We start from the raw sequence: 25,283 nt of genomic DNA, 5'->3' as shown, positions 1-25,283 counted from the left end.
AGTTCGGCAGTGGTACCGGAAGGCCCCGCCCGCGGGCCGTCCATCCCGCTGCACAGTCTCCATGCTTGCCCTGGTTTGCACCCAGGTCAACCTCGGCACCCCGAATTCGCGCCGGGGCCGACGAGATTGCGGCGACCGCTACTCGGGCAACGCGACGACGACGGTGTGGATGAGGCTGCGCTGTTCGCCGGTGTTGAAGTTGTCGTCGGACCCCACCAGCAGCGTTTGCCGGCCGTCCGCCTGGTCCGGCGCCCACGCCAGCGATTCGATGTTGTCGACGTTCTCGCCGTTCGGCGAGAAGTCCAGCAGGAGCGTCTTGTGGACGGGAGTCTCGCTCCCGGTGAGGACCGCGGCGCCCAGCACGTCATCGGCGCCGGCAGTGTCGACCAGGTACAGCTTTCCGACCGTGCCCTGCCCCTTGATCCAGCTGCGCTCCAGCACGAGGAAACGACCGTCGCCGGTGGCGAGGATCTCGGTGGCGCCGCGCTCGTCGGTGCCGTCCGGCGGGGCATCGAGGGGGTAGGCGTACTCGGCGGCCGCGGCACCCGACGCCACGTCGTAGACGGTCAGCCGGGTGCGCGACGCGCCGGGCGCGTTCGGATCCTGCGCCAGCGGGCCCTCGGCTAGCACGGCCGCGCGGGCCCCGCCGTCGAAGAGGGTGAGCCCCTCGTAGGCCTTGTTGGGGCGCACCCCGCGGGCGCCGTCGTCGGCCGGGCGCTGGTACCCCGGAATGGCGAAACGGCGCAGCGCCCTGCCGTCTTCGGCGGCGACGGTGATCTCCGGTGCGATCCCCGCCTCGGCGTCGCCCTCCGACGTCCACAGGAGGGTCCCGTCGGGCATCGCCCGGATCGACTCCGGGTCCACCGAACCCGGCGCGAAACCGCGCCCGTGCTCGTCGGTGAGCAGGATCATGCCGGTGACCTGCGCGAGGCCCGTGCCGCCATCGGGCGTACGCGGCAGGGCCAATCGGTAGACGCGGGCCGGACCCTTGTCGGCGCGGTCGTCGGAGATCCCCAGGTAGCGGTCATCGCCGAGGGGTTCGAGACCGGAGATGCCGCCGAACGGGGTGCCGTCCGGCAGCGCCCGGGCGACCGCGGGCGAGAACTGCGCGCCGGAAAGGTCGTAGGTGTCGATGAGCGCCGCCGCCGGACTGGACGCGGGGGACGACGAGGGGTCAGCGGGTTCTGCGGCCCCGGTGGCGCTGCACCCGGTGAGGGCGATGAGCGCGCTCGTGATCAGGGCGGCGGCGCCCAGAGAACGGCGGGCATCGCGGCGGCGCGGAGGGCGGACAGCGGTCGCGAAGAGGGAGGTCATGAGAGACGAGGTCACGGAATCGGTCACGACCGCACACTGTTCCGGGCGCGGGTGACCTGGCGGCGAACAGTGGTGGGCACCCTGGTGACGCCCCGGCCCAGAACGCGTTCAGTGGCGCGCCGAGCATCACCATGGACTTGGCCTCATTGACCCGGAACGCTGCGGCGATGCCCCGCGCACTCGCCGACATAGTCACCGCGCAGCTCGCCGCGGAAGGCATCGACGAAACCCCACTCGACGACCACCACCCGGCCCGGCTACTGCCGGGCATCAAACCTGTCCTCGCCGCATCGGCCGACGCCGACCCGCGCCGATGGGCCGCGAACCACGCCAGCAGGTCGCTGTGGACCAACTCCTTGCTCCCGCGTGACACGGCGAAGAGCAGATCCTCGGTGAGATCGGCGACGAGCGCTTGCACCCGCGTCGTCGTTGCGCCGGTCGTCTCCACGGCATCGGCACCTTCTACTGTGGCCAGCCGAACCACGCCTCGATCTGTTCGTCGGACGCCGGCTCTACAGGCCGGCAGACGACATCATCCGGCAAGAGCTTGAGCTCCGCGATCATCCGCATCTCCTGCGCGGCGCGTCCCCGCGCCCGCTCGCGATCGGCTCGGTGCTTGGACCCGCCGAACGCGCAGTGGAGCAGATCGCGATACACGTCCACGCCGAACTCGCCGACGACCCGGGCCAGGCGGGCGCCGGAGTTCGGCGAGAAGCGTGCGGGATGGTCGTCCTCCACACCGTGGAAGCACGCCCAGTACTCGGGGCCCTCGATGGTGCGGTCCGCATCCGACGTGTCGATCGCCTTCAGGCGCTCGCGCGCCTGCGCCGGCGTGGCGCGACTGGCGAGCAGATCGTCGGCCACATGCTCAACACTGCCCCAGGAGGCGTGCGTTCCCGGAGTAGGCTGAAAGAATGGCCGACAGGGGCGATAAGTCCCGCGACGCGCCGCCCCGCAGACGCCGCCGCAGGTGGCGGCTATCCCAGATCACGGTCAGCGCTCCGCGCAATATGCGCCGATCCATCACCGGCACGGCAGTCGGCAACTTCATGGAGTGGTACGACTTCGGCGTCTACGCGTACCTTGCGACTGTCATCGCCACCGTATTCTTTCCCGGCAATGGCTCCGGCGCGGCGAACATCGTCGGCACCTTCGGAATTCTGGCGGCATCGTTCGTGGTGCGTCCGCTGGGCGGAGCCGTGTTGGGGCCGCTCGGTGATCGAATCGGCCGCAAACGCGTGCTCACACTGACGATCACGATCATGGCCATCGCCACGACCACAACCGGACTGCTGCCCGGCTACTCCGATCATGGGTTCTGGGGCGGCGTCGGCGTCTGGGCGGTGATCCTGCTGCTGATCACCCGTCTGCTGCAGGGGTTCTCCACCGGCGGCGAGTACGTCGGCGCGATGACCTACGTGGACGAGCACGCGCCTGACCGCAAGCGCGGCATGATGGGCGGGTTCCTCCCTACGGGCACGCTGACCGGCTATGTCGTCGGTGCCGTGCTGGTCACCGGATTGACAGCCGGACTCTCCGACAGCGCCATGCAGTCCTGGGGTTGGCGGATCCCGTTCCTGATCGGCGCACCGATGGGGCTCATCGCGCTCTACATGCGGCTGCGCTTGGAAGAGACGCCCGCCTACGAGGGTCTCAAGGCCGATGAGCGCGTCAGCGAGAAGGGCGCAGCGCACCAACTGCGCAGAACCATCATCGACCAATGGCCGCAGGTTCTGGTGTGCATCGGCCTGGTGCTGACGTTCAACGTCACCAACTACATGCTCAGCGGGTACCTGCCCACCTACCTCAGCGACATCGTCGGCGTGCCGCAGACGGACGCGTTGGTCATCGTCACCGTCGTGCTGTTGATCCTCGCACTGGTCGTGGTGTTCGTCGCCCGCTTGTCCGACAGATTCGGCCGGAAGCCGATCATGTGGACAGGCTGCGGCCTGCTCATCGTCGTGTCGGTGCCGGCGGTGGCGCTGATGGGCGCGGACGCCGGCTACTTCATCGTATTCGTCGGTGTCCTGCTGGTCGGGTTGATGTTGCTCTGCCTCAACAGCACCGAGCCGTCCGTCCTGCCCGCACTGTTCCCGACGAGCGTGCGCTACGGGGCACTCGCGATCGCCTACAACATCTCCGTGTCGGCCTTCGGCGGCACGACCCCGCTCATCGCGTCCGGTCTCATCTCATTGACGGGGAACACTCTGGTACCCGCGTACATCCTCATCGCAGCAGGAATCGTGGGCGCCGTGTCCGTGTACTTCACGCCGGAATCGGCGAATCGGCGCCTTCCGGGTGCGACCCCCACCGTCGCCACCGAGAAGGAGGCCCGCTATGTGGCCAAGGTCGGCACCATCGAAGACCCGGACGCCCCGGGGACCGGTGTCACCGAGACCGAACCTCCGGACGAATGAGCCCGTCTGTCACCGCCCGAGTTGAGGCTGCCGCCGCAGGTGATCGAACGCGCCTCGGCCCGGCGGGTGTTGCTGCAGACCGCGAGGGCAGGGAACGCGTTTTTGGCGTACCAGTTGACTCCGGCGATCGCGTACTCGGCGATAGGTCCTCGAGGCGGAAGCACACCCCCGCACCGCGTTCGGCAGAGGCAACATGCGCGGCAATCACCGCCGGACCCTACTCAACAGGGTCCGGCGATAACCGGACCCGGCCGGGCAGGCACCGCAGACGAACCCGAACCACGATCCACCTGTGGCGATACAGTCCCACGCACACCGACGCAGTCAATCCGTCTACGTCAGCATCGATCCCTTTTGCGGAGGCCCGGGCGGCAGTGCGGCGCTCTGTCGAGTTGCGCCACTCTCTTCCAGCGCATAGGAGGTTCTCGGTGCGGTGATGAATGTCGACAACCATGACAGAGGCACGGGATTGCGTTGTGATTGCTATGTGCAATCATGCGGGGGATACTGGGTGTTGGAGGCAGCATGATGACACCCCAAGCACCAGCCCGCCCTGACCAGCGCGCGTACGATGACGCTGTCCGCGCCGAGCCGTCGGTGTTGGTCGCCCAACTACGAGGCCTGCTCGGGGTGCGGCTCGTCGCCGTGATCGCCGGCGTCCGTGAGACGCGGGCGGTCCACGAGTGGGCCGAGGGAAGCCGCGAGATCCGTAACCCGGTTGTGCTGCCCCGGCTGCGTCTGGCCTACCAAGTTGCAGCCATGATCGCCGACGCCGAGTCCCCGGCCATCGCCCAAGCGTGGATGCAAGGACTGAACCCGCTCCTCGACGATCAATCCCCCGCGCTGTTGCTGCGTGCCGACGACTCCCAGGAAACAGGTCAGCGCATCCTCGCCGCCGCACGCACCTTCGCCGCGAACGGATGAGCCCGCAGCCACGTCTGAGCGCGCTTGAGCGCTACGTTCCATGGCCATCGCATTCGGCTGCCCAGCGGGGGGCCGACGCCGGGCCCGGCCCGCCCCTGCGGGCGCCGCAGGCGGGGACACCCGACGGGGCGCGCGGAAAGTGACCGTCACCACTGCATACTCGTGCATTCTGGCGTACATTCGGACGTACATAATAAGTGCACTATTCGGCACACGCAGTGCGTAATCCCAGGTGACGCGCTGCTGTTGACGACCGGAACAGGAGGTAACGGCGATGACAGACACCCTGACCCGTCACCACACCGATACGACCAGGATGCCGATCCACGAGGTCGTCCAGTACCTCCTCGACCGCCTGGGGCCGACGCTGGTCGCCTACATGGCCGGTTCGCGGAGCCGGTCGATGCCGCGGAAGTGGGCCACGCCTCCCACCGAGCGGGGGCATGCGGAACCCGCCGACGCCAAGGTGCAGCGCATTAAGCTGGCGCACACCGTGTTCACTGCGATCGCCGACGCCGACGACGAGTACGTCGCCCGATCCTGGCTGATCTCGGCGAACCCGCGCTTCGACGGGGCCACCCCGGCGGACCTCATCCGCAGCAACGACGCCAAATCCGTGTACGCAGCAGCGGGCGCGTTCGTCAACGACGACTACTACGCCTGACACGCTGCAAGCGCGGGATTCCTATACTCCTATTCGTCCGCATGTAGCGAGTAGGAGGAGGCCGCGCGCACGTGCCCACCCCCGATCCGGCGCCGACAGCGCCGCGCATCTGCGCCCGGACAGGCCTCGTACTGGCGGCCAGCGCTGGCCGGACCGTGTACCGCGTCGCCAGGACGGGGCGCGGACCGTTCGACCCGCCACTGCGGCCGATACCGGAGCGGGCAACTACAGCGGTCCCCCGGGATGAGTGGAGCCGCTGGGACACCCTCGGACGCACCATCTACGCGGGCAGCACCGGGCAGGGCGCTCTGCTCGAGGTCCTCTCCTACATCGAACCGGATCAGACGTCCCCGATCACGATGTCCGACGTCTTCGACGACGTCACCGCCGACGACGATCTGTTCCTGCACGAACAGATCGCCAACGAGCTGCCCGCGCATGGCGGTATGGCGGCACGCTCGGTGTCGAAGCACTGGCGGGAGATCCGCGCCATCTACGAGTTCGAGCTGCCTACCGTCGGCTGGTTCGTCGACGTCACCGCGTCGGACAGTATCGGCGTTCTCGACAAGCAGCTGCGCAGCACCCTGGCCGACGAGCACGGGATCGACGAGCTCCAGCTGTCGCACCTGACCGCCGATGGTGCCGCGGCCCGCCTGCTCACCACGACCGTCGCCGGGTGGCTGCGCGGCCAGGTGCTCGACGACGGGTCGCTTGCCCACGGCATCGTGTACCCGTCCAAGTTCGGCCGCGACATCGAGAACTACGCGATGTGGCTGCGGCGCCGCGATGACGGCACCGGTGATGACATAGACCCGCGCCGCACCGAGCAGAACGCGATCGGCCGGCACGCGGCCGCCTTTCAACGCGCGGTCACCCGACTACGCCTCCGTGCGCACTGACCCCCGCCAGTCCTGCAACGTCACGTGACGCTGCGGCGTTGCCCCGATGAGGCCGGCCCGTACCGCCGTCGCGGGCGGAAACCGTGCTCACCGGCGGGGTTGCGAGGGTGTGTGCGCTAATGCCGATTAGCGTGACCAACCCCGCACAGATCGGACAGCATGAACCGTCTCGGGTTTGATGGAGGGTAGTTAACACGGAAGGACCGCTCCTCCATGCCCCGCCCATCGAAGTACCCCGCCGAGCTCCGCGACCGCGCCACCCGCATGACCGTCGAGGCCCGCAAGGACCCCGAGACGCGCACCGGCGCGATCCGGCGGATCGCCGAACAACTCGGCGTGCATCCTGAAGCCCTGCGCAACTGGGTCAAACAAGTCGAGTCCGGCCAGGCCGACCTTCCCGGCCTGGCCACGGTGTCCGACCTGGAACGGATCCGCCAACTCGAGCAGGAGAACCGGGAGTTGCGCCGCGCCAACGACATCCTGAAGTCCGCATCGGCTTTCTTCGCGGCGGAGCTCGACCGCCCACATCGGTGATCGTCGCGTTCATCGACGACCACAAGCACGAGTGGGGAATCGAGCCGATCTGCAGAGTGCTCACCGAGCACGGCTGCCCGATCGCCCCCTCGACCTACTACGCCGCCAAGCAGCGCACGCCCTCGGCCCGCGCCGTACGGGACGGCGAGCTCACAGAGCTGATCATGGAGATCTACAACGACTCCAAGCAGGTGTACGGCATCCGCAAGATCCACGCCGAACTGCGCCGACGCGGCACCAAAGTCGCCCAGTGCACCGTGGAACGGCTCTGCCGCGACCTCGGGATACGCGGTGTCGTGCGCGGCAAGTTCCCGCACAGGCCACGCCTCGCGCCGGAGACCGACCGCCCCGACGACCGAGTCGAGCGCGAGTTCACCGCAGACGGTCTGAACGAGCTGTGGGTCGCCGACATCTAATGCCGACGTCGGCATTAGATGTCCTATGCCGACCTCGGGACTATGCCGATCATCCGGGTGAGGGGGCAGGCCAGCCGGACGCTGGGAGTTGAAAGGTCGGCATAGTCATAGGGCGGTGAGCCAGGCCAGGAGGTCGGGGGCGGGCTGGTAGGTGCCGGGGGTGACGTCTGGTGGTCGGGTCCGGTCGAGGGCGGCTTGTTTGGTGGCCATGTCGGCGTGCAGGTAGGCGGCGGTGCTGTGGGTGTCGGCGTGGCCGAGCCAGAGCGCGATGACGGAGACGTCGACGCCTGCGGCGAGGAGGTTCATCGCTGCGGTGTGTCGCAGGGTGTGCATGGTGACGTGCTTGGCGCCGATGCTGGGGCAGGTGGTCGTGGCGGTGCTGACGTGTCGGGCCAGGCGGCGCTCGAGGGCGTCGCGGGACAGTTGTTGTCCGTGCGGTCCGCAGAACAGCGCGTTCCCGAGTCGGGACCTGCGCTCGGTGAGGTAGTTCGTCATCGTGGTCACTGTCGTCTTCGTCAGCGGAGTGATGCGCTGGCGTCGTCCCTTGCCGGTGCAGGCGATGTGGGGTCCGGAGCCGAGGTGGATGTCGTCGTAGGTCAGCGAGGTGATCTCGCTGACGCGAAGTCCGGTCTGCACAGCCATGAGGAGCAGCGCGTGGTCGCGATGCCCGGTCCAGGTCTGCTGGTCGGGCGCGTTGAGCAGGGCCTGGGTCTCGGCGGGGGTGAGGAACTCGATGACGGGCCTGGTGGTGCGCCGTGGTGGGATTGCAAGCACCTGGGTGATGGTCGCGGCGTGCTCGGGATGGTCGGGCAGGGCACGGGCCAGGACCGAGCGGATCGCGGTCAGACGGGTGTTACGGGTCTTTGCGTTGTTGCCGCGCTCGTGCTGCAGGTGCTCCAGGAAGGCGGTGACGTTGGCCGCGGTCAGGTCCTCCAGGTCGAGGGCGTCGACCGGGGTTCCTAGCGTGGTACTCAGGTGCTTTAGCAGCATCCGCCAGGTGTCGCGGTAGGAGCTGATCGTGTTCGCCGACAGGTCACGCTGGGTGCGGGCGAAGGTGGTGAAGTAGGTCTGCAGGCTGGTAGCCAGGGCGGTCATGAGGTTTCGCTCTCGTCGGCGGGTTCGAGTCGGCCGGCGGCCAGGGCCATCAGGTCCGCCGTCGAGGTCAGGTACCAGTAGGTGTGCGCGGCGTCGGAGTGCCCGAGCCAGGTCGCCAGCAGGGACAGGACCCGCTCGGGATCGTGGCCGTGGGCGTAGGCCGCGGTCATGTGGGCCGTGGCGAAGGTGTGCCTCAGGTCGTGCAGGCGGGGGCGGGCCCTGCCGCGTGGGAGGAGGCCGGCAGCCTCGCGGGCTCGTTTGAACAGGGCGTAAAAGGAAACGTAGACGTACCCGGTGCCCTTGGCGGTCACGAAGACCGGGCCGTGGGGGTCGGGATTCGTGGCCACCCGGGCCGGCAGGGCCAGGTAGTCCTCTAACGCTGTGATGGTCGAGGGGTGCACGGGCACGAGCCGCTGGGCAGACTTGCCGGCCTGGACGACCAGGACGTGGTTGTCGAGGTCGACGTCGTCGACGCCCAGGGCCAGCGCCTCGCCGATCCGCAGGCCTGTGCACGCCAGCAGCCCGATGACGGTGCGCACGGTGGCCGCGATCCGTTCGTCGGTGAACTCGGCCTCGCAGGCGACAAGGAGGGCGTCGACGTCGTCCTGGCTGTAGATGAAGGGCACCGCCCGCGGCTTGCGGGCCGGCAGCAGCCCGGAGGGGATGACCGGCACGTCGACACCGTTGGCGTGCAGGTGGGCCGCGAAGCGGCGCACCAGCGACAGCTGGGTGGCCCACCACGACGGATGCGCTTCGGGGTTGGCCCGGGCCCAGGTCACCGCGTCCTCGATGGTGAAGGTGTCCACCTGGCCACGAGCTTCGAGCCAGGTGCAGAACAGTCCGACCTGACGTTCGACGTCGTCGAGCTGGAAGCCCAGATCGCGGCGCAGCGCCAGGTACCGGCCCAGGTGCTGGCGAAGAGTCGTCATCGGGGCACCTGCCCGAACGGGACGGCCAGCTCGCGCAGCGAGACCAGGTCGACCTTCGCGTAGGACATCGTGGTGACCGTGTAGGCGTGGCCGAGGAGTTCCCTGGCCTCGGTCAGGGTCCCGCCGGCGGCCAGGACGTCCATCGCCGCGGTGTGCCGCAGCCGATGAGCGTAGATGGGGTCGATCCCCGCCAGGCCGGACAGCCGGGCGACGATCCCGGAGAGCCCCTGGGTCGTCATCATCTTCCGTGGTGCCCGCATCCGCACGAACACCGCCCGGTCCAGGGCGGCCGGGCGCACCCGAAGCCAGACCGTCAGCGCCTGACCGACGTCGCAAGGGATCGGCAGCGCGTGCTCACGGCCCTTACCGGTGACCTTCAGTGTCCCGTTGGCCCAGTCGATATCCTCCAGCCGCAGGCGGGCGACTTCACCGGCGCGCAGGCCCAGGCGGACCAGGACGGTGATGACCGCGCGGTCCCTGGCCCCGATCGGCGTGGCAGGATCGCACACGGCCAGCAGGGCACCGACCTGCTCGCTGCTCACTCCTTTCGGCAACCCGCGCCCGGTCGAGGCAGGCTGCAGGATCCCGGCGTTGATATCCCGATCGAGACGGCCGGTGCTCAACGCCCAACGCAGCAGGCTGCGGACCGCGCCGACGATATGAACACGCGCCGCCTGACCGTAGGGGCGACCACGCCCGGCGACGTAATCATTGACCACGTCGGTGTCGAGCCTGTCCCAGTCCAGGCTGCCGTCGGCTCCGGTGATCGCCTCCAGCAGCCCGCCAGCGTAACGGCGACGAGCATTGATGGTCTGCTCGCTCAGCTCGCACTCGTACCGCATCCACGAGCACCATGTCGTGACCGCGACCTGCGCCGGCGTGACCGGGTCAACCTCGCCCGGGGCCGGGGCCAGGTACCCGGCAGCGGTCAAGAACTTGCGCATCGTGTTCCAGGAGCACTTCACCGTGGTGCACACGACCACCCGAGATCGTTCCCGGACGACGAACCGGTCCAGCAGCTCCTCGTCGATGTCGTCGATCCCGGCACCGACCTCCTGCATCCACACGCTCAGGCGTGCCAGCAGGTTCACCACCGGGGTCGATGAGCCCGGCGAATACCCCTGTGCCACCAGCCACCGTCGGCACTCCTCCAGCACTGTCGATGCCAAGGGCCCCACCGGTATCCGCGGAACCCGGTCCGCATACGGCCGCGCCGTCGCAGATCTCTGCGTCATTGACCTCACCTCCAGGCAACCTGTGCCTGAAGCGTCGCCCCGACGACCTGACTATGCCGACCTTTCAACTCCCAGCATCCGGCTGACCTGCCCCCTCACCCGGATGATCGGCATAGTCCCGAGGTCGGCATAGGACATCACCTACGTCCGCACCGCGGCCGGCTGGGTGTACGTCGCGTTCGTCCTGGACGTGTTCTCGCGCATGATCGTCGGCTGGCAGTCCTCGACGCGCATGTTCGCCGACCTCGCGATCGATGCGCTCGCGATGGCACTATGGAACCGGAAACGATACGGGCACAGCGTCGTTGGTCTCGTCCATCACTCGGACCGCGGAGTGCAGTACCGGGCTATCCGCTACACCGAGCACCTCGCCGAAGCCCGTGCGGTGACTTCCGTGGGTTCCCGCGGGGATGCGTACGACAACGCGATGGCCGAAGCGCTGAACTCGCTGTACAAGCACGAACTGATCCACCGATACCGCTGGCAATGCGCCGAGGACGTCGAGTACGCCACCGCCGAATGGGTGTCCTGGTACAACAACGATCGCCTGCACAGCGAGCTCGGCTACGTCCCGCCGGCCGAGTACGAAGCCGCCTACTGGAAGCGCGAGAACACGACGCAACCCGCCGCGGCGACAACCTAACTGAACAACCGATCAGCCTCCACCAAACTCGGGACTTGACAACCCTTGAGGCCTTGGAAGCGCTGCCCGATCGCACATTCGCTACGCATGACGACCTCGTGGACGCCGTACCTCAACAGCCTGAAGGCACCGACCAACCCGGCGGCACCGCACGCTGACCGCTCGGCCTGGCCCGCATATCGATGGAAACGATGGCAGCAGCAAGCGCGGCTGCCGCACGCGTGGATTGCTCCCTCACCATCAGGCGGGCCCGCGTCGGCTGTGCCCCGCACAACCGATTCATTTGTCGGCCGGGCGTACGCGCCGCGGTGCGGGCAGCGCACTACTGAACGACGTGCTGCAGATGAGCTAGCACTCTTTTGGGCCCGCCCCGTACGGAGGCCAGGGGCCCAACCCGGCGCCGCAGGCCAAATCGGCCAGACGCTGCCGCGGCGTGTCGGCGGAGGCCGCCCATTCGGTCGGTACGCTGGCCCGGTGGACAGCGCTGAGGGCCCGCGACGCCCCCATGCCGGCCGCACCAGTGTGCGTACCCGTCAACACGCCGCGTCGTCGCGCATGCCCGTACCCGCCGTAGTCGTACTCGTGCTGCTCGCCCTCGTGTTCGCGGCGGGCTGCGCCCCAGCAGGCGAGACCGGCGCCGGGAATACCGGCTCTACGGAATGCAGAGTGCGTGGACGGGTGTCCAGTGAGGTGAGTGGGGACCACAACATGTAGGCGGGTCCTGCGGTGTGAAGATGAGAGTTGCGAAGCTCCCCATCGACCACCACAGGACCCGCCTTGCACTGTACTGACACCGTCGCCGACACGATCTGCCGAACCGTCGAACTCGGCGTCACGATCACCGGAGCAGCCGCCGACAGCGAGGACCGCACGCACATCTGGTGCAGCGTCATCGGCCCCGACCCGCGGTGCCCCGAGTGCCGAATCCCAGGTCAACTACGCGATCATGCCGAAAGGGTCCTCACCGACACCCCGGCTGCCGGGCATCCGGTCGAGCTGCACGTCGCCGTGCCGCGCTTCGTGTGCCTGACCGCGGGGTGCCCGCGGTCGATCTTCCGTGCGGACATCACCGGTATCGCGTCGCCGCGGTCGGTGGTCACGACCCGGACCGAGCGGTGGATCCTGCAGCGCATCGCGATCGACAAGATGAGCGTCGCCGCGGTCGCCGCCAACCTGGGCATCGCCTGGAAGACCGTCAACCAGATCGCCGTCGACGCCGCCCGGACCATGGTCTACGACGGCGGCCATCTCGACGGCGTACGGCACCTCGGCGTCGACGAGCACAAATGGAAACATGTGCGCGGGCAGGGTGATTCGAGTTGGGTGACGGTCCTGATCGATCTGACTCCGGCCGTGGACGGCACCGGACCGGCACGGCTGCTGGACATGATCGCCGGCCGGTCCAAGAAAGTACTTCAAGACTGGATGATCAGCCGCGGCCAGGCGTTTCGTGACAGGATCACGGTGGTGGCGATGGACGGGTTCGCCGGCTACCGCACCGCCACCGGCGAGGAACTGCCGCGGGCGCGGATCGTGATGGACCCGTTCCACGTCGTGCAGTTGGCTGGCGAGAAGCTCGATCGATGCCGTACCCGCATCCAGCAGGCCACGTGCGGGCACCGCGGCCGCAAAGACGATCCTCTCTATAAGATCCGCCGGATCCTGCACACCCGCGTCGAGCTGCTCACCGACACGCAGAAGGACCTGCTGGCCGAGTCGCTGACCAGCCATGACGACCATGTCGCGGTCGAGATCACCCACCAGGTGTATCAGCAGATGATCGCCGCCTACGAGCATCCGCAACGCCGCGACGGCAAGATACTGATGTTCATGGTCCTCAAACGCATCCACAAGGGCCTGCCCCCGGGTCTGGACGAGCTCGCCCAGCTCGGCCGCAGCCTGTGGGCCCGCCGCAAGGAGATCCTGGCGTATTTCGACACCGGCGTCTCCAACGGGCCCGTCGAGGCCGTCAACGGCCGCCTGGAACATCTCCGCGGCATCGCCCAGGGCTTCCGCAACCTCGACCACTACATCTTGCGGTCACTGCTGCACTCCGGCCAACTCGCAGAACGCATCAACGCACTCTAAAAGTTGAAGAGCCGGAATACCGGGCCCGCTCGAACCCCCGGCTCCGCGGCTGCGCCGCAGGCCCCGCCGGTCGCCGCCGATCCGCCGGGCAGGCCCACGGCCGCACCGGAGCTGCCCGGCGGCGGCACACAGTTTTTCCCGGGACGCCGACTGGTCGCCCTGTACGGGCATCCGGGCGCCCCGAGCCTCGGCGCGCTCGGCGAGCAGGGCCCGGACGCGTCGATCGCCCGGGTCCAGGACCTGGCAGCCCGGTACGCGCCGCTCAGCGACGTCCCGGTGGTACCGGCACTGGAAATCATCGCCACACTCGCCCAAGACGCACCCGGGCCGGACGGCGATTTCAGCGCCCCGATGGATCCGCAGCAGCTGCACGAGTGGGTCGACAAGGCCCGCGCCGCGGGCGTGTACGTGGTGCTCGATCTGCAGCCCGGGCGGGCCGATCTGCTCGATCAGGCCCGCCGGTACGCCGAGCTGCTGCGCGCGCCGAACGTGGGCCTGGCGATCGACCCCGAATGGAAACTGCAGCCCGGCCAGGCGCCGCTCCAGCAGATCGGCCACGTCACATCAGCCGAGATCAACGCGGTCGGCGCCTGGCTCGACGGGCTCACCGGCGATAACGAGCCGCAGACGCTGCTGGTGGTCCACCAGTTCCAGACACAGATGGTCCGCGGCGAAGACACGCTCCGGGTGTCGTGGCCGCACGTGCAGACCCTCGTGCACATGGACGGCCAAGGCCCGCCCGGCGTCAAAGAGGACACGTGGCACGCGATCGTCGGAGCGGTGCCCGAGGCCATGCCCATGGGGTGGAAGAACTTCCTGCACATCGACACGCCGGTGCTCACCGCGGAACAGACCATGGCCCACCGGCCGCAGCCGCTGATGATCAGCTACCAATAGCACGCGGTGCCCCACACTCCGACCAGGCCCAGGCCCAGGCCCGGGGCCGGGGCCGGGGCCGGCTCTCCCCCGAATCGGCACGGCCGCGAGTCTGGGCTGTGCTCGGCGCTGACATTCCGGCATACGATGCTCGTGCGGACGCCGGCCCGCAGGGCACGGCGTTTCCCGCGCCCGCTCGCGCGGGGCATTCCCCGCCCCGTCTGCATCCGTCCGCGGTCCGATAGGCCGAGCCCAGAACCGTCGGGTCTGCGCCGTCATTGTTTGTGTCGGCGGGTGTCGTGTCAGTGTGATGGCATCGCGGGTCCCACGAGCGCCTCCGCGGCGTGCGCGCAGGGCAGCGTCTCGTCGAGACCCAGCCGGTGCAGAATTCCCCGCAGCGCCGGTGAGGTGCCTGTCAGCTCCAGCGCGACGCCGTTGCCGCCGAGTCGTGCGCCGTGATCACGCAGCACCTCGATGCCGGCGGCGCCGCAGAACCCCAGGGCGGAAAGGTCGACGACCGTGTCGCGGGCGGGAAGCGTCTGTAGTCGACGGCGCAGTGCACACGCGGTCTGCGCATCGAGGTCGCCGCCGACGACGACGAGGACCGGTGTCCGGGTGCTGTGCACTGCGATCGTGAACATGATCTTCTCCTTCCGGCAGGTCGACCGAGCCGGGGCAGCGCGGTCATGGCGCGTCGTCTGCCCGCAGCGCAGGCCTGGCGCGGCAGACGCCCTCGTCGCATGACCAGGACATCTCCTGCGCCCCGTGGGATCAGTCTTTCCCGGTGATCTTGTCGGCTGCCTTGTTGGCAGTGTCCTTGATCTTCTCGGCGCCCTTTTTCATCGCAGAAGAGCCCTGATCGGCCTGGCCCTCGTTTTTGAGGTCCTCGTCGCCGGTCGCGGCGCCGGCGGATTCCTTGGCGCGGCCCTTGAGTTCCTCGGCTTTGTTCTCGAACTTGTCGTGTACGCCCATTGTGCTTCCTCCTACGTGTCCTTCGATGGTCTTTACGGCAACCTCGGCGCTGCGCGAGCGCTGCGCCGTCTGTCTCCCGGGCCGTGCGTGACCGGCCATGACATCGACGAGGTCGCCCCCGCTGCGCACAGCCGGCGGCAGGCCGCCCACGGCGGCCCGGTCACGGTCAGTACCAGTGTCGGCGGCCGCCGACGGCGTGTCCCACCGCGCCGGCCAACACGAGTATCAGGCCGATCACCAATGCTGCGATACCGATGCTCCACAGAATGGGGATCTTGATCACCAGTCCGATGATCAGCAGAATAACGCCAAGAGTAATCACGCGGATGCTCCTTGTTCTATCGTCGCGGGCCGCCGAGGTCGCCGCGTTTGAGGTATCCAACGGCGCCGGTGACGATCATCAGCACGATGCCGACGATCAACAGCCACAAGAGGCCGTGAACAAGCGCGCCGAGCACAATGAAAACGATCCACACGACCAGAAGAAGTCCCACGACTGCGAGCATGTCGACCTCCCTGCCTCCGGTGGGAAACCTGGTGTGATCTGAATCTACGCCCCCACGCCGCCCGGCAGCTCACCCTTAGGGGTGTATTCAATACTCGTACAGTAGTGGTGTGGGCATCATGCGGGTGGCGTTGATCGACGACTACGAGGTCGTGGTGCGCGGGCTGGCGGTGATGCTGCGGACCTACCGGGACCGGGTGGAGATCGTCGAGTTGGACGCGAACACCCGTGTCGGCGGCCGTGTGGACATCGCCTTGTACGACTCGTTCGCCAACCCGCAGGGCGACCGCAGCCAGGTGCGCGCGCTGGCGGCCAATCCGCTGGTGGACAAGGTGGCGGTGTATTCGTGGAATCTCGATGCGCTGCTTGTCGAGTCGGCGTTCGCGAACGGGGCCAGCGGATATCTGGCCAAGTCCCTTCCCGCACGGCAGTTGGTCGCCGCCCTCGAGGAGGTCCACCGGGGTGTGCGGCAGGTTCATGCCGGTGTGCCGGGCACGAAGGTGGTCGTCGGAGACTGGCCGGGCCGCGAGGAAGGGCTCACGCAACGCGAAGCCGAGGTCCTCGCGCTGATCACCCAGGGGCTGAGCAATAGTGCGATCGCCGAGTGTGCGCACCTGTCGATCAACTCGGTCAAGACCTACATCCGCAACTGTTACCGGCGGATCGGGGTGACCAGCCGTGCGCAGGCCGTGCTCTGGGGCGTCGAACACGGCTTCCGCCCCGACCGCGCGCGCAGCGCTGCGCCCGGCAGCCGCGACGCGACCGCCGGCCCCTGAAACACCCGCATCCTGGCGAACGTCCACTGGCCCGCACGGGGGACGGGCGTCGCCGCGCCCCAGATGCGCACCGCCAGACCGGGCATACGGCCCGGTCTGGCGGGTAGCCTCTCGTCATGCAGCCCAGCACGAAGCGCTCCATGGCAGGCAGAACTCCGTTGATCGCGGCGCTCGGCGCCGTGTGCGTGCTGGCGGCATGCGGCAACGACCCCGCGGAACCGGCCGCCAGCGACACCACCGGCGCCGCGTCGGCGCCGTCCGCTACTAGCGCGGCGGCCGGCACCACCACCGACGGCGCCGGCCAGGCCGGCACGGTCGATCTCTATACGCAGACCTTCCCTGTCAGCTGGCAAGACGCCGTCGCGGCCGCGCGAGACAAGTACGCCGGGGACGTCAGCAAGATCGAGTTGGAGCCCAGCGATGCGGGCCGCTACGGATACAAGGTCGAGATCCTCTCGGATACGCAGAAGCAGACGATCGAGCTCGACGCCGAGACCGGCGCCGAGCTGAGCAGCAAAACCGACGACTTCGACCAGGACAAGGTCGGCAGCGAGCGGCGCAAAAACGCGATCGGCCTCGAGCAGGTCATCCCCTTGCAACAGGCGATGGACACCGCCCGCGACGTGCACGCGGGGCCGATCAACAAATGGAAACTGGAAGGCAAATCCAGCGGCCCGCAGTACGAGTTCGACATCACCAAACCCGGCGGATCCGGCGACTGGGAGGTCCAGATCGACGCCCGCGACGGCACGGTCCGCAGCACCGGCGACTGACCGGTTACCGCGCACAGGTTTCGCCCGACGGGCCGCGCCGCATACGGCCGGGGACCGGCTACATGCGCGCCGCGGTTCGCGCCCGGCCGCACAGCGCACCACAGACTCGCCCACCTCGCGCCCTTCGACAACGCCGCGCATGCGTCGGCCCGCCTCCACACGCCGGTCCGACGCTCAATGGCCGTGCACCGGATCAGCCGGGAGCAATCCCGGCCGATCAGCGCCCGCCGCGCACCGCCGCCTCCACGCGCTCGCCCAGGCCGGCGTCCACATTGCGCCAGTACTCGAACGCCCTCTGCAGCACCGGCTCCGAGACGTCGTCGAGCAGATGCCCCGCGATGTTCGACACCAGCCGCTCGCGGGCGGCGTCGTCCATCACCTCGCGGACGAGCGTGCCCGCCTGGCCGAAGTCGTCGTCCTCGGCGTGCAGGGACGCCGCCGTGCGGGTCAGCTCACCGTCGGCGGGCCACGCTGCAGGCTCGCCGAAGCGCGCCGTGTCCGCAGCGGGACCGCCCTTGGAGTTCGGCGCGTACACCGGGTCGGACGCGTTGTAGTAGCGCATCGCGCCGTCCTTGGAGTACGAGTGCACGGGCGCGTTCTTCGGGTGGTTCACCGGCAGCTGCCGATAGTTGGCCCCGATGCGGGCGCGGTGCGCGTCGGCGTAGGCGAACACCCTGCCGAGCAGCATCCGGTCGGGGCTGGGGCCGATGCCCGGCACCATGTTGTTCGGCTCGAATGCCGCCTGCTCGATCTGCGCGTGGTAGTCCGCCGGGTTCTCGTCCAGGGTCATCGTGCCCACCTTGACCAGCGGATAGTCGCTGTGCGGCCACACCTTGGTCAGGTCGAACGGGTTGAACCGGTAACCGGCGGCGTCGCCGAACGGCATGATCTGCATGTACAGCGTCCAGCTGGGGTGCTCGCCGCGCTCGATCGCGCGGTACAGATCGCGCGTGTGGAAGTCGCCGTCGGCGCCGGCGAGCCTGTCCGCCTCCTCCTGCGTGAGGCACTCGATGCCCTGGTCGGTCTTGAAGTGGTACTTGACCCAGAACCGCTCGCCGTCCGCGTTGACCCACATGTACGTGTGGCTGGAATAGCCGTTCATGTGCCGCCACGTCTTCGGGATGCCCCGGTCGCCCATCAGCCAGGTGACCTGGTGGGCCGACTCCGGCGAGAGCGTCCAGAAGTCCCACTGCATGTCGTGGTCGCGCAGGTTCGTGTCCGCCCGACGCTTCTGCGAGCGGATGAAGTGCTGGAACTTCATCGGGTCGCGCATGAAGAACACGGGCGTGTTGTTGCCGACCATGTCGTAGTTGCCCTGCTCGGTGTAGAACTTGAGGGCGAACCCGCGCGGATCCCGCCACGTGTCCGGGCTTCCTCGCTCGCCGGCCACGGTGGAGAACCGCGCCAGCATCTCGGTGCGCCGGCCCGGCTGGAAGACGTCCGCCTTGGTGTAGGCGGAGACGTCCTCGGTCACCTGGAAATGCCCGAACGCCCCGCCGCCCTTGGCATGCGGCTGCCTCTCCGGCACCCGCTCGCGGTTGAACTGCGCCATCTGCTCGATCAGGTAGGCGTCGTGCACGACGATGGGGCCGTCCGGCCCCACGGTCAGGGAATGCTCGTCGCTTTCCACCGGTATCCCGGCGTCGGTGGTGGTGGGTTCGATATCGTGACCGGTCTTGTCGATTTTCATGCCGCTCCGATCCCGGCGCCTGGTGCAGGGCCACCGTGTTGCTACGTCCCGCTGCGTGTGTGTACTGCTGGCGCTGTCACCGGCGCGGGCCTCCCACCGCAGCGGGCGCCGGCAGGGGGCTTGCACTCACCCCGGCACCGGCGAGTATAGGGCGCGGCCGGCGCGGCTATCCCGGAAACTGCCGATCCATGTGCGGCACCGGCGTCCACATCAATGAGGTCGCCGCACGGCAGACGCTCACAGGACCACCGTGTGTTATGTGTTATCGGCGCTGGACCAGCGCACGGCGCGCCGACACGCCGTCACGGCGCCGGTACTGGGTGCGATCCGGTCAGCCGCGCGTAGGCGACGATGTTGTCGGTGTAGTTGCCGGTGTCGGGGTCGAAGCTGCCGCCGCAGGTGATCAAACGTGCCTCGGCCCGGCGGGTGTTGCCGTAGACCGCAAGGGTGGGGAACGCGTCCTTGGCATACCGGTCGACCCCGGTGATCGTGAACTCGGCGACCGTGCCGTCGGCGCGGCCGACAGTGAACATGTCACCGGGGCGCAGGTCGCCGAGGCGGAAGAACACGCCTTTGCCCTGTTCGGCCGAGTCGACGTGCCCGACGATCACCGCCGGGCCCTGCTCGCCGGGAGTCGGGGAGAACCGGGCCCAGCCGGGCACGGCCACGTCGTCGAGTGAGGGCACCTGCACGGAGCCGTCGGGGTTCTGACCGAGTGTGATCAGCGTGTGGTGCACGTCGATCGCCGGGATATCGATCCGGGTCGGTACGGAATGCGGCAGCACCGGCCCGGCAGCAGGTGCCGGACCGGCTCCCGCGCCGTCCGCCGAGGGCCCCGGCGGTGGCGCCGGCTGCGCCGCCGCCGCGGCCGCGGGGGCTGCGGCGGCGACTGTTGCAGCCGCAGCCCGATGACGATCGCCGCGATCCCGCCTACGGCGAGCACGACAGCGGCCACCAGCGCGCACACGCGCCGGCGGCGGCCGGCCTGGGACTGCGTGACGTGGCGCATGGCGGGGCTACTTCCGCGGCGCGTCCGCGGCGCCGCGGCGCCTGGTCACCGCCAGTGCTCCGCCGGCGGCCAGCAGGGATGCGCCGCCGATCCCGAACACCCACGCATCCTCGATGCCGGCGCTCGCCCCGCCGCCGGTGTCGACGCCGCCGGAGGGCATCGCGCTCATCTGCGAGGCGGTGACCGCCCCGCACACGGCCGGGGCGGTCGCGGCCAGCGGCAGCTCCGGTGCAAGATTGGACTTCGCGTTTGCGGCCTGCTCGGACAGGCCCGCCGGGTCGAGGCCGTGGACGACCACGACCGCGGTGCCGTCCTGCAGTGCGCTCAACGTCTCCGGGGACAAGGTGATCGTGCGCGAGTACTCGAACTCGCCGCCGCCCGGGGCGGTCGTGACGTCGGTCGCCGCCTTCGCGCTGGTGTCGCCGGTGGTGCTCAGCGTCGTGTTCACCGCGCCGTAGGCGTCTTTGCCTTCGGCGGTGTCGACGATCCCGTCGCCGTTGGCGTCGGCGCTCGGGGCCGGGCAGGTGCCCTGCCCGCCGATGTGGATGTGCTGCACGTGCGGGTAAGCGCCGCCTTGGAAGGTGGGCGCCAGGCCCCACACGTGCTCGGAGATCTGCGCCTGGTCCCCGTCGACTTTCATCATGAACTGTCCGGCCGCCCCGGAGTCGTTGAGGGGATTGAGGATCGCCTGGTACATGGTGGGCGTGTCGGCCGACGCCGTCGCCGCCATGCCCACGGTCAAAGGCAGTGCGAGTGCGGCGGCGGGGGCGAGCAGGCCCAGTGCGGCTGTGGTGGTACGCATCGGAATTAACCTCCTAGGGCGGCGCGGCGAGACGTCTTCCCGCCCGGCCGTATACGAGGCATTCGCAGCGGCGCGCGCCGTGGATGGGCCGACAGCGAATCGGCTTGCACGCGGACGCGGCGCCTCTGCGCGAAGCGGCGGGGACCGGAGCGCCCCGGCGGGCGGCCAAGCGTGCGTACCGTGAAAGACGTGCCGGCCCCCGCCCGGTGCATGATCGTTTCCCAGCACACTCGGAGGTGGCGGCGCATGCACAATCCCACGACACAGACCCACCCCGAATCGTCCGCCGACCCGGCGCCGGCCCGCAGCCGGCCCGCGCACACCGCTGTCGACCCGCATCCGGAGCGCCGGAACCCGGACAAGGGCTATGTGGCGCTGCTCGGATGGGCGCCCGGCGCCGTCGAAGCGGTCGACCGATTCGACCGGCGCTACGTGATCGTCGCACCCGAGTGGGCGCAGGACTATTGCGCAGAGCACGGCATCCCGTACGTGCCATGGAACTTCGAACGGCTCAACGACCGCTCCATGGAGATCGCCCACACCCTCGAGGACCTGGGCGTGGACGTGGCGATCCCGTTGTTCGAGGAGACCGTCGAGTGGGCCGGCGCGATCAACGCCGTGCTCATGGACAAACCACGCCTGTTCGGCCAGGCGTTGCTGCTGCGCGATAAGGCGCTGATGAAGCGCCGCGCGCAACTCGGCGGCATCCGGGTCGGCATCTTCGAAGAAGCCCACGAACGCGACGACGTCGTCCGCTTCCTCAAGAGGGTGAACCAGACGCTGCTCAAACTCGACGGCGACCCCAGCGACCCGATCCATCTGAAAGCGTTCGACAAGGCCGGCTGCCTGGGACACCGCGTGATCCGCACCCCCGACGAGGTGGACACGATCCCCGACGAAGAATTCCCCGTGCTCATGGAATCGCACCTCGACGGCTGGGAGTTCGCCGTCGAGGCATGGATCCACGACGGCAAGATCGCCTTCCTCAACATCTCCGAATACGTGACCCTGGGGTACTCGGTGTTCGTGCCCGCCTCCCCGGATCTTGAGCGGTACCGGCCCCAGATCACCGCGCAGGTCGAGAAGCTCATCAAGACCTTCGACATCGATTTCGGCTTCGTGCACCCCGAATACTTCGTGACCAGCGACGGCGAGATGTATTTCGGGGAGGTGGCCTACCGGCCGCCCGGGTTCAAGGTGTTCGAGCTCCTCGAGCGCGTCTACGGCTTCAACGGATACCAGGCGCTCGTTATGGCGTTCGACCCGAAGACCACCGCCGACGAGATCGCCGGATTCTTCCCCCGCGAGATCGTCGACGCCAACGGGTATGCCGGGTGCTTCGGCGTGTACCCGCGGCTGCGGGTGGTCAGCCGTCTGCAGCTGCCCGAGGACACCGAGGACCATGCGTACTTCGAATCGCACGAGCTCACAGCCCCGCTCGCGGAGACGGTCACCAAGCGCACCGCGTTCGGCACGCATTGGGGTCTGGTGTACTTCTTCGGTGACGACCCGTACACGATGCGCGAGGTGCTGCGGCAGCAAGAAGACCTCGACTTCTACATCTAGCAGCACGCACCATCCGCCGCGGCACGCACGGCGGGGCCGGTCGCGCACACGGCATTCGATAACGACAGGACGGGGCACCGGTGGACAGTGACGACCGCCCGCAGGCCACCATGCTGGGCAAGCGGCTTGCCGGACTTTCCTCCGCCACCGAGCAGCTCACGCGCGCCGGCGGCCTGGCCACCACCACCCAAACGCGCCGCGTCCTCGACGGGCTGCGCCTGGCGCTACGCGAGGAGGGCGGGCCGGCCCAGATCCAGGCCCGCGCCGCCGAGATCGACGCGTCGGGCATCTTCGCCGGCACCGACTGGGACCAGCCGCACCAGCTCCTACCCGCGCTGAGCCGCGGCTCGCTGCGCGATGCGAACAGCGACATCGTGGTGTTGGAGCTGACCAGCGACCTTCGCCTGGCCGCAGTGGCCGCAGGCACCTATACGCATCCGGCGGTGACCGCCGCGCAGGCACACCAACATCTTGCGCAGGTCCTCGCGGTGAACTCGTCGCTGCTATTCACCGCACCCACCGAGGCGCAGCGCGCCCGCCAGGGCACACTCGCACAGGTCACGCGCAGCGTGTTGCGGCACATCGCCGGCGAGATCGGCTACGCCGGCGTGCTCGACGAGCTGGTCGAGGAGATCTGGCGGATCCTGCGTCAACGCCCCATCCAGGTCGAACACGTCACCGCGACCATCACCGAGATCGCCGCGGCGCGCGCCGACCCGCAGATCGACCTGGGCAGCGGCGGCATCGGGGCGGACCGGCTGATCAGCAGCCTGTACGGCACCACCGACGCCTGCCGTGAAGATCCGGGCGTCGCCGTGTACCGCCAGCGTCTCGCGTCGATGGACGACGGAGCGCTCGCGTTCGAGGCAAGCGGATTCGCCCGCTCGATGCACGACACCGGGCTGGTCTCGCCCTATCACGCGGTGCTGGTCCGGTTCATCCGTGACAATGGCCGGCTGCTGCTCGGCGACGCGCTGGGCCTGTCGAGCACGGGACGCGAAAGCCTGCTGTGCTACCACGAACTGGTCGGCGCCCTGATCGACGCGGCCGTACACCCGGAGACCGCCCAATGCCTCTACGGCCTGGCGCTCCTGCTCGAACGGGGCATCCTGTTCCAGTCGCCGGTCGCCCCGGCGCTGTGGCGGCAGCTTTCCCTCACCCTGTGTCCCCAGGCACGCGCCCGACTCGAAGCCGCCTACGGCACCGGGCTCGACGCGGGCACACGGCTGCTCGCAGGGACGCTGTCGGTACTCGGCCAACCCCTGGGAATCGGCCAGGGCGACAACCCCACCTGCCAATCGGCGCGCGCGCTGTCGATGTGGGCGTACAACGACCCGGACTACCTGCTGCAAACCATCACCTGGGCAGCCCGCGACGACGAGATCGTCATGCACTTCGAAGGACGGCCGCTATCCTCACAGGACAGCGCCGCCGGGGTCGCGGCCGCGCTCCCCGTGGACCTCGACGCGGTGTCACTGCTGGTGGTGCCGCACCTCGACCGCATCTACGCGGAGATGATCCGCCGGTGCGCGGATCGCGGCGGCGATCCGCACCGGTGGGTCAACCCCGAGTTCCACGGCTGGTGGTCCGGGCGCGGCTTCCGCATCAACGTCGACGTGCCGACAGGCCGGATCACCGGCCTGGAAGATTTTCTCCGGCACTTCTACGGCAGCTACCACCCACTGCACAACGGCAACCAGCCGGTGATCCACCCGCAACCGGCGGGCGTCGCGGTCACCGACAGCGCCGCCCGCTTCATCGGCTGGCACGCGATCACCATCCTGCGCGTCGCGCTCGACCCGGACGCGGTGATGCGCGTGTATTTCTACAACCCCAACAACGACAGCGGCCAAGACTGGGGCGACGGCGTCGTGGTCAGCACCGCCGGACACGGAGAACGCTTCGGCGAGGGCTCATTGAGCTTCGAACAGTTCGCCTCGCGGCTCTACATCTACCATTTCGACGTTCTCGAGCAAGGCGAGCCCGCGTCGGTGACCCGCGCCGAAATCGACACGGTGACCGGCTATATCCACCGCAGCTGGGGCGTGGACAGGCTCGGAGACACCGCCGCATCCCCCTGACACCCGACCTGACCTGTTGCTGTATCGCCCCGGCCACCAGTGCGCCGACGCCGCCGACACGCTGGGCGGTGCCGGCCGGCGTGTCCACGCATACGCATGCGGGTGGCCGTGCTCGATCGGCCCCTACGAATCAGTGTGCCGGGAGCCGATCGAACGCCGTGTCCAAAAAGGCGAACTACCGGGTGTCAGTCGCCGAGCGAGCCGAGGCTGCCGAACAATCCGGCCAGCGATCCGCCGGCGTCTGCGCCGGTCGGCTCGAAGTCGGTGACCTCGCAGCCGAAGACGAAGTTGTCGACCGCCACATCCGTGGACTGGTTTTCCTTGGTCTGCTGGATCCCAATCTGCTCGAGGGTGGCGTCGGGGTTCAGCTCGACGATCTGTGCCAGGGTCGTCTTCGCGCCGCGTGCGAGCACCACCTCTCCCGCATCGTCGACGATGTCGCGGGTGACCCAGAACTGATCGCTATCTCCGGGGGTAGCGGTCGTCCACTCCCCCTCGGACGGTTCGGGGGTCCACACGATCGTGGCGAAATGCACGCCGGATTCGTCCACCGTGCTGGCACCGGTGACCCGCAGCTGCAGCGCCGGGGTGTTGGACGCGGCCGGTGTGGCCTCGTTCGTCGCGGTGTAGTCGTAGGCAATGTCCGTCAGCGTCCCGGAATCGTCGACGAGGTCCGCCAGCGGCGTCCCGACCGTCCGGTAGAACGACGTGCCCTGCGCGTTGTTCTCCAGGGTCAGCGCGCCCGTGCCCAGCGGCGCGCCCTCGACCTCGGCGAATCCGGGTCCGTGTTCGTCGCCCGGAGTCGACCACAGGCCCGGGGTGTCGGGGGTGACCACGGTGGTGCCGCAGCTCGTGCCCGGCGCACCTGCACTGCCCAAAGCGCCCGAGCTGCCCAGGCCCGCCAGGCTACCGGCTGCGCCGGCGGTGCCCACGGCGCCGACCGCCAGGGTCACCGAGGCCAGGCCGGCGAAGCTTGCTGCGGCGATTTTCTTCAGATCCATCACTTCTCGTTTCCACGTTGCGGCATAGACAGAACCTCCCGACCCCGGCGGCCCGTCCGCAATCGACGACTCGC

General features: G+C 68.7%; 26 protein-coding genes and 1 other annotated feature. Of the genes, 13 read left to right on the top strand and 13 right to left on the bottom strand.

The window, feature by feature from the left end; all coding sequences use genetic code 11:
- Positions 1-138: 138 nt before the first annotated feature.
- Together H4F70_RS00510 and H4F70_RS00505 are read right to left on the bottom strand one after the other, a co-directional pair.
- On the bottom strand, positions 139-1,341 hold the full coding sequence (locus H4F70_RS00510) for an esterase-like activity of phytase family protein (protein WP_182358605.1): 1,203 nt from the start codon (positions 1,339-1,341) through the stop codon (positions 139-141).
- A gap of 435 nt (positions 1,342-1,776) precedes the next feature.
- Positions 1,777-2,178: a hypothetical protein gene (locus H4F70_RS00505; RefSeq protein ID WP_182358604.1), complete on the bottom strand. Its 402-nt coding sequence runs from the start codon at positions 2,176-2,178 to the stop codon at positions 1,777-1,779.
- A gap of 146 nt (positions 2,179-2,324) precedes the next feature.
- Here H4F70_RS00505 and H4F70_RS00500 point away from each other — a divergent pair, with 146 nt between their 5' ends.
- From H4F70_RS00500 to H4F70_RS00475, 6 genes are all read left to right on the top strand, one after another.
- On the top strand, positions 2,325-3,731 hold the full coding sequence (locus H4F70_RS00500; protein WP_182360063.1) for an MFS transporter: 1,407 nt from the start codon (positions 2,325-2,327) through the stop codon (positions 3,729-3,731).
- 525 nt (positions 3,732-4,256) lie between these two features.
- On the top strand, positions 4,257-4,655 hold the full coding sequence (locus H4F70_RS00495) for a hypothetical protein (protein WP_372497647.1): 399 nt from the start codon (positions 4,257-4,259) through the stop codon (positions 4,653-4,655).
- Positions 4,656-4,929: 274 nt separating this feature from the next.
- Positions 4,930-5,319: an antitoxin Xre/MbcA/ParS toxin-binding domain-containing protein gene (locus H4F70_RS00490; protein WP_182358603.1), complete on the top strand. Its 390-nt coding sequence runs from the start codon at positions 4,930-4,932 to the stop codon at positions 5,317-5,319.
- A gap of 71 nt (positions 5,320-5,390) precedes the next feature.
- Positions 5,391-6,218, top strand: coding sequence for an RES domain-containing protein (locus H4F70_RS00485; protein WP_235681258.1), 828 nt, complete (start codon positions 5,391-5,393; stop codon positions 6,216-6,218).
- A 213-nt stretch (positions 6,219-6,431) separates the two neighbouring features.
- Positions 6,432-6,752, top strand: a complete 321-nt coding sequence (locus H4F70_RS00480) for a transposase (RefSeq protein WP_182358602.1) — start codon at positions 6,432-6,434, stop codon at positions 6,750-6,752.
- Positions 6,713-6,841: a sequence feature (AL1L pseudoknot), on the top strand. It overlaps the preceding gene by 40 nt.
- Complete coding sequence (locus H4F70_RS00475; RefSeq protein WP_182358601.1) at positions 6,749-7,168, top strand: IS3 family transposase; 420 nt, start codon at positions 6,749-6,751, stop codon at positions 7,166-7,168. It overlaps the preceding feature by 93 nt. The genes H4F70_RS00480 and H4F70_RS00475 overlap by 4 nt, the downstream gene beginning before the upstream one ends.
- A 105-nt stretch (positions 7,169-7,273) precedes the next feature.
- Here H4F70_RS00475 and H4F70_RS00470 read toward each other — a convergent pair whose 3' ends face one another.
- From H4F70_RS00470 to H4F70_RS00460, 3 genes are read right to left on the bottom strand one after another with little or no spacing between them, the layout of a single operon-like run.
- The gene (locus H4F70_RS00470; RefSeq protein WP_182358600.1) at positions 7,274-8,263 is read right to left on the bottom strand and encodes a tyrosine-type recombinase/integrase; all 990 of its coding nucleotides are present in this window, start codon (positions 8,261-8,263) and stop codon (positions 7,274-7,276) included.
- The gene (locus tag H4F70_RS00465) at positions 8,260-9,192 is read right to left on the bottom strand and encodes a tyrosine-type recombinase/integrase (RefSeq protein ID WP_182358599.1); all 933 of its coding nucleotides are present in this window, start codon (positions 9,190-9,192) and stop codon (positions 8,260-8,262) included. Before H4F70_RS00465 ends, H4F70_RS00470 begins: the two co-directional genes overlap by 4 nt.
- A complete protein-coding gene (locus tag H4F70_RS00460) occupies positions 9,189-10,427 on the bottom strand; it encodes a tyrosine-type recombinase/integrase (protein ID WP_182358598.1) in 1,239 nt (412 codons plus the stop codon). Before H4F70_RS00460 ends, H4F70_RS00465 begins: the two co-directional genes overlap by 4 nt.
- A 136-nt stretch (positions 10,428-10,563) precedes the next feature.
- Here H4F70_RS00460 and H4F70_RS00455 point away from each other — a divergent pair, with 136 nt between their 5' ends.
- The 3 genes from H4F70_RS00455 to H4F70_RS00445 all read left to right on the top strand — a co-directional run bounded on the left by H4F70_RS00455 (position 10,564) and on the right by H4F70_RS00445 (position 14,055).
- Positions 10,564-11,070, top strand: a complete 507-nt coding sequence (locus tag H4F70_RS00455; RefSeq protein WP_372497577.1) for an IS3 family transposase — start codon at positions 10,564-10,566, stop codon at positions 11,068-11,070.
- 777 nt (positions 11,071-11,847) lie between these two features.
- Complete coding sequence (locus H4F70_RS00450; RefSeq protein ID WP_182358596.1) at positions 11,848-13,158, top strand: ISL3 family transposase; 1,311 nt, start codon at positions 11,848-11,850, stop codon at positions 13,156-13,158.
- Between the two features lie 3 nt (positions 13,159-13,161).
- Positions 13,162-14,055, top strand: coding sequence for a hypothetical protein (locus tag H4F70_RS00445; protein ID WP_182358595.1), 894 nt, complete (start codon positions 13,162-13,164; stop codon positions 14,053-14,055).
- A gap of 281 nt (positions 14,056-14,336) precedes the next feature.
- On the opposite strand, the gene H4F70_RS00440 is transcribed toward H4F70_RS00445, so the two are convergent.
- The 4 genes from H4F70_RS00440 to H4F70_RS00425 all read right to left on the bottom strand — a co-directional run bounded on the left by H4F70_RS00440 (position 14,337) and on the right by H4F70_RS00425 (position 15,512).
- Entirely contained in the window at positions 14,337-14,675 is a 339-nt protein-coding gene (locus H4F70_RS00440) for an STAS domain-containing protein (RefSeq protein ID WP_182358594.1), read from the bottom strand.
- Positions 14,676-14,805: 130 nt separating this feature from the next.
- Positions 14,806-15,006, bottom strand: coding sequence for a CsbD family protein (locus tag H4F70_RS00435; RefSeq protein ID WP_182358593.1), 201 nt, complete (start codon positions 15,004-15,006; stop codon positions 14,806-14,808).
- Between the two features lie 166 nt (positions 15,007-15,172).
- Complete coding sequence (locus tag H4F70_RS00430; RefSeq protein ID WP_182358592.1) at positions 15,173-15,328, bottom strand: DUF6131 family protein; 156 nt, start codon at positions 15,326-15,328, stop codon at positions 15,173-15,175.
- A 16-nt stretch (positions 15,329-15,344) separates the two neighbouring features.
- Entirely contained in the window at positions 15,345-15,512 is a 168-nt protein-coding gene (locus H4F70_RS00425) for a hypothetical protein (protein ID WP_182358591.1), read from the bottom strand.
- A gap of 118 nt (positions 15,513-15,630) precedes the next feature.
- Here H4F70_RS00425 and H4F70_RS00420 point away from each other — a divergent pair, with 118 nt between their 5' ends.
- Positions 15,631-16,287: a response regulator transcription factor gene (locus tag H4F70_RS00420; RefSeq protein WP_182360060.1), complete on the top strand. Its 657-nt coding sequence runs from the start codon at positions 15,631-15,633 to the stop codon at positions 16,285-16,287.
- 158 nt (positions 16,288-16,445) lie between these two features.
- Entirely contained in the window at positions 16,446-17,060 is a 615-nt protein-coding gene (locus H4F70_RS00415; RefSeq protein ID WP_182358590.1) for a PepSY domain-containing protein, read from the top strand.
- A 217-nt stretch (positions 17,061-17,277) separates the two neighbouring features.
- On the opposite strand, the gene H4F70_RS00410 is transcribed toward H4F70_RS00415, so the two are convergent.
- The 3 genes from H4F70_RS00410 to H4F70_RS00400 all read right to left on the bottom strand — a co-directional run bounded on the left by H4F70_RS00410 (position 17,278) and on the right by H4F70_RS00400 (position 20,561).
- Positions 17,278-18,750 carry a catalase gene (locus tag H4F70_RS00410; RefSeq protein ID WP_182358589.1) on the bottom strand — a complete coding sequence of 491 codons (1,473 nt, stop codon included), beginning with the start codon at positions 18,748-18,750 and terminating at the stop codon, positions 17,278-17,280.
- Between the two features lie 302 nt (positions 18,751-19,052).
- Positions 19,053-19,535 (bottom strand): class F sortase, encoded by a 483-nt coding sequence (locus H4F70_RS00405; protein ID WP_220471747.1) that lies wholly within the window; start codon positions 19,533-19,535, stop codon positions 19,053-19,055.
- A gap of 231 nt (positions 19,536-19,766) precedes the next feature.
- Positions 19,767-20,561 carry a hypothetical protein gene (locus H4F70_RS00400; protein ID WP_220471746.1) on the bottom strand — a complete coding sequence of 265 codons (795 nt, stop codon included), beginning with the start codon at positions 20,559-20,561 and terminating at the stop codon, positions 19,767-19,769.
- A 489-nt stretch (positions 20,562-21,050) separates the two neighbouring features.
- On the opposite strand from H4F70_RS00400, the gene H4F70_RS00395 reads away from it, so the two are divergent.
- Both H4F70_RS00395 and H4F70_RS00390 read left to right on the top strand, forming a co-directional pair.
- The gene (locus H4F70_RS00395; protein ID WP_235681615.1) at positions 21,051-22,127 is read left to right on the top strand and encodes an ATP-grasp domain-containing protein; all 1,077 of its coding nucleotides are present in this window, start codon (positions 21,051-21,053) and stop codon (positions 22,125-22,127) included.
- A 110-nt stretch (positions 22,128-22,237) separates the two neighbouring features.
- Positions 22,238-24,208 carry a hypothetical protein gene (locus tag H4F70_RS00390; RefSeq protein ID WP_182360057.1) on the top strand — a complete coding sequence of 657 codons (1,971 nt, stop codon included), beginning with the start codon at positions 22,238-22,240 and terminating at the stop codon, positions 24,206-24,208.
- Positions 24,209-24,393: 185 nt separating this feature from the next.
- Here the strand turns inward: H4F70_RS00390 and H4F70_RS00385 are convergent, their stop codons facing one another.
- On the bottom strand, positions 24,394-25,209 hold the full coding sequence (locus H4F70_RS00385; RefSeq protein WP_182358588.1) for a hypothetical protein: 816 nt from the start codon (positions 25,207-25,209) through the stop codon (positions 24,394-24,396).
- Between the last annotated feature and the right edge of the window lie 74 nt (positions 25,210-25,283).

The organism is Tomitella gaofuii (assembly GCF_014126825.1).
Taxonomy (GTDB): Bacteria; Actinomycetota; Actinomycetes; order Mycobacteriales; family Mycobacteriaceae; genus Tomitella; species Tomitella gaofuii.
Note: the sequence above shows the minus strand (reverse complement) of the source record. Positions and strands in the feature narration are given on the sequence as shown.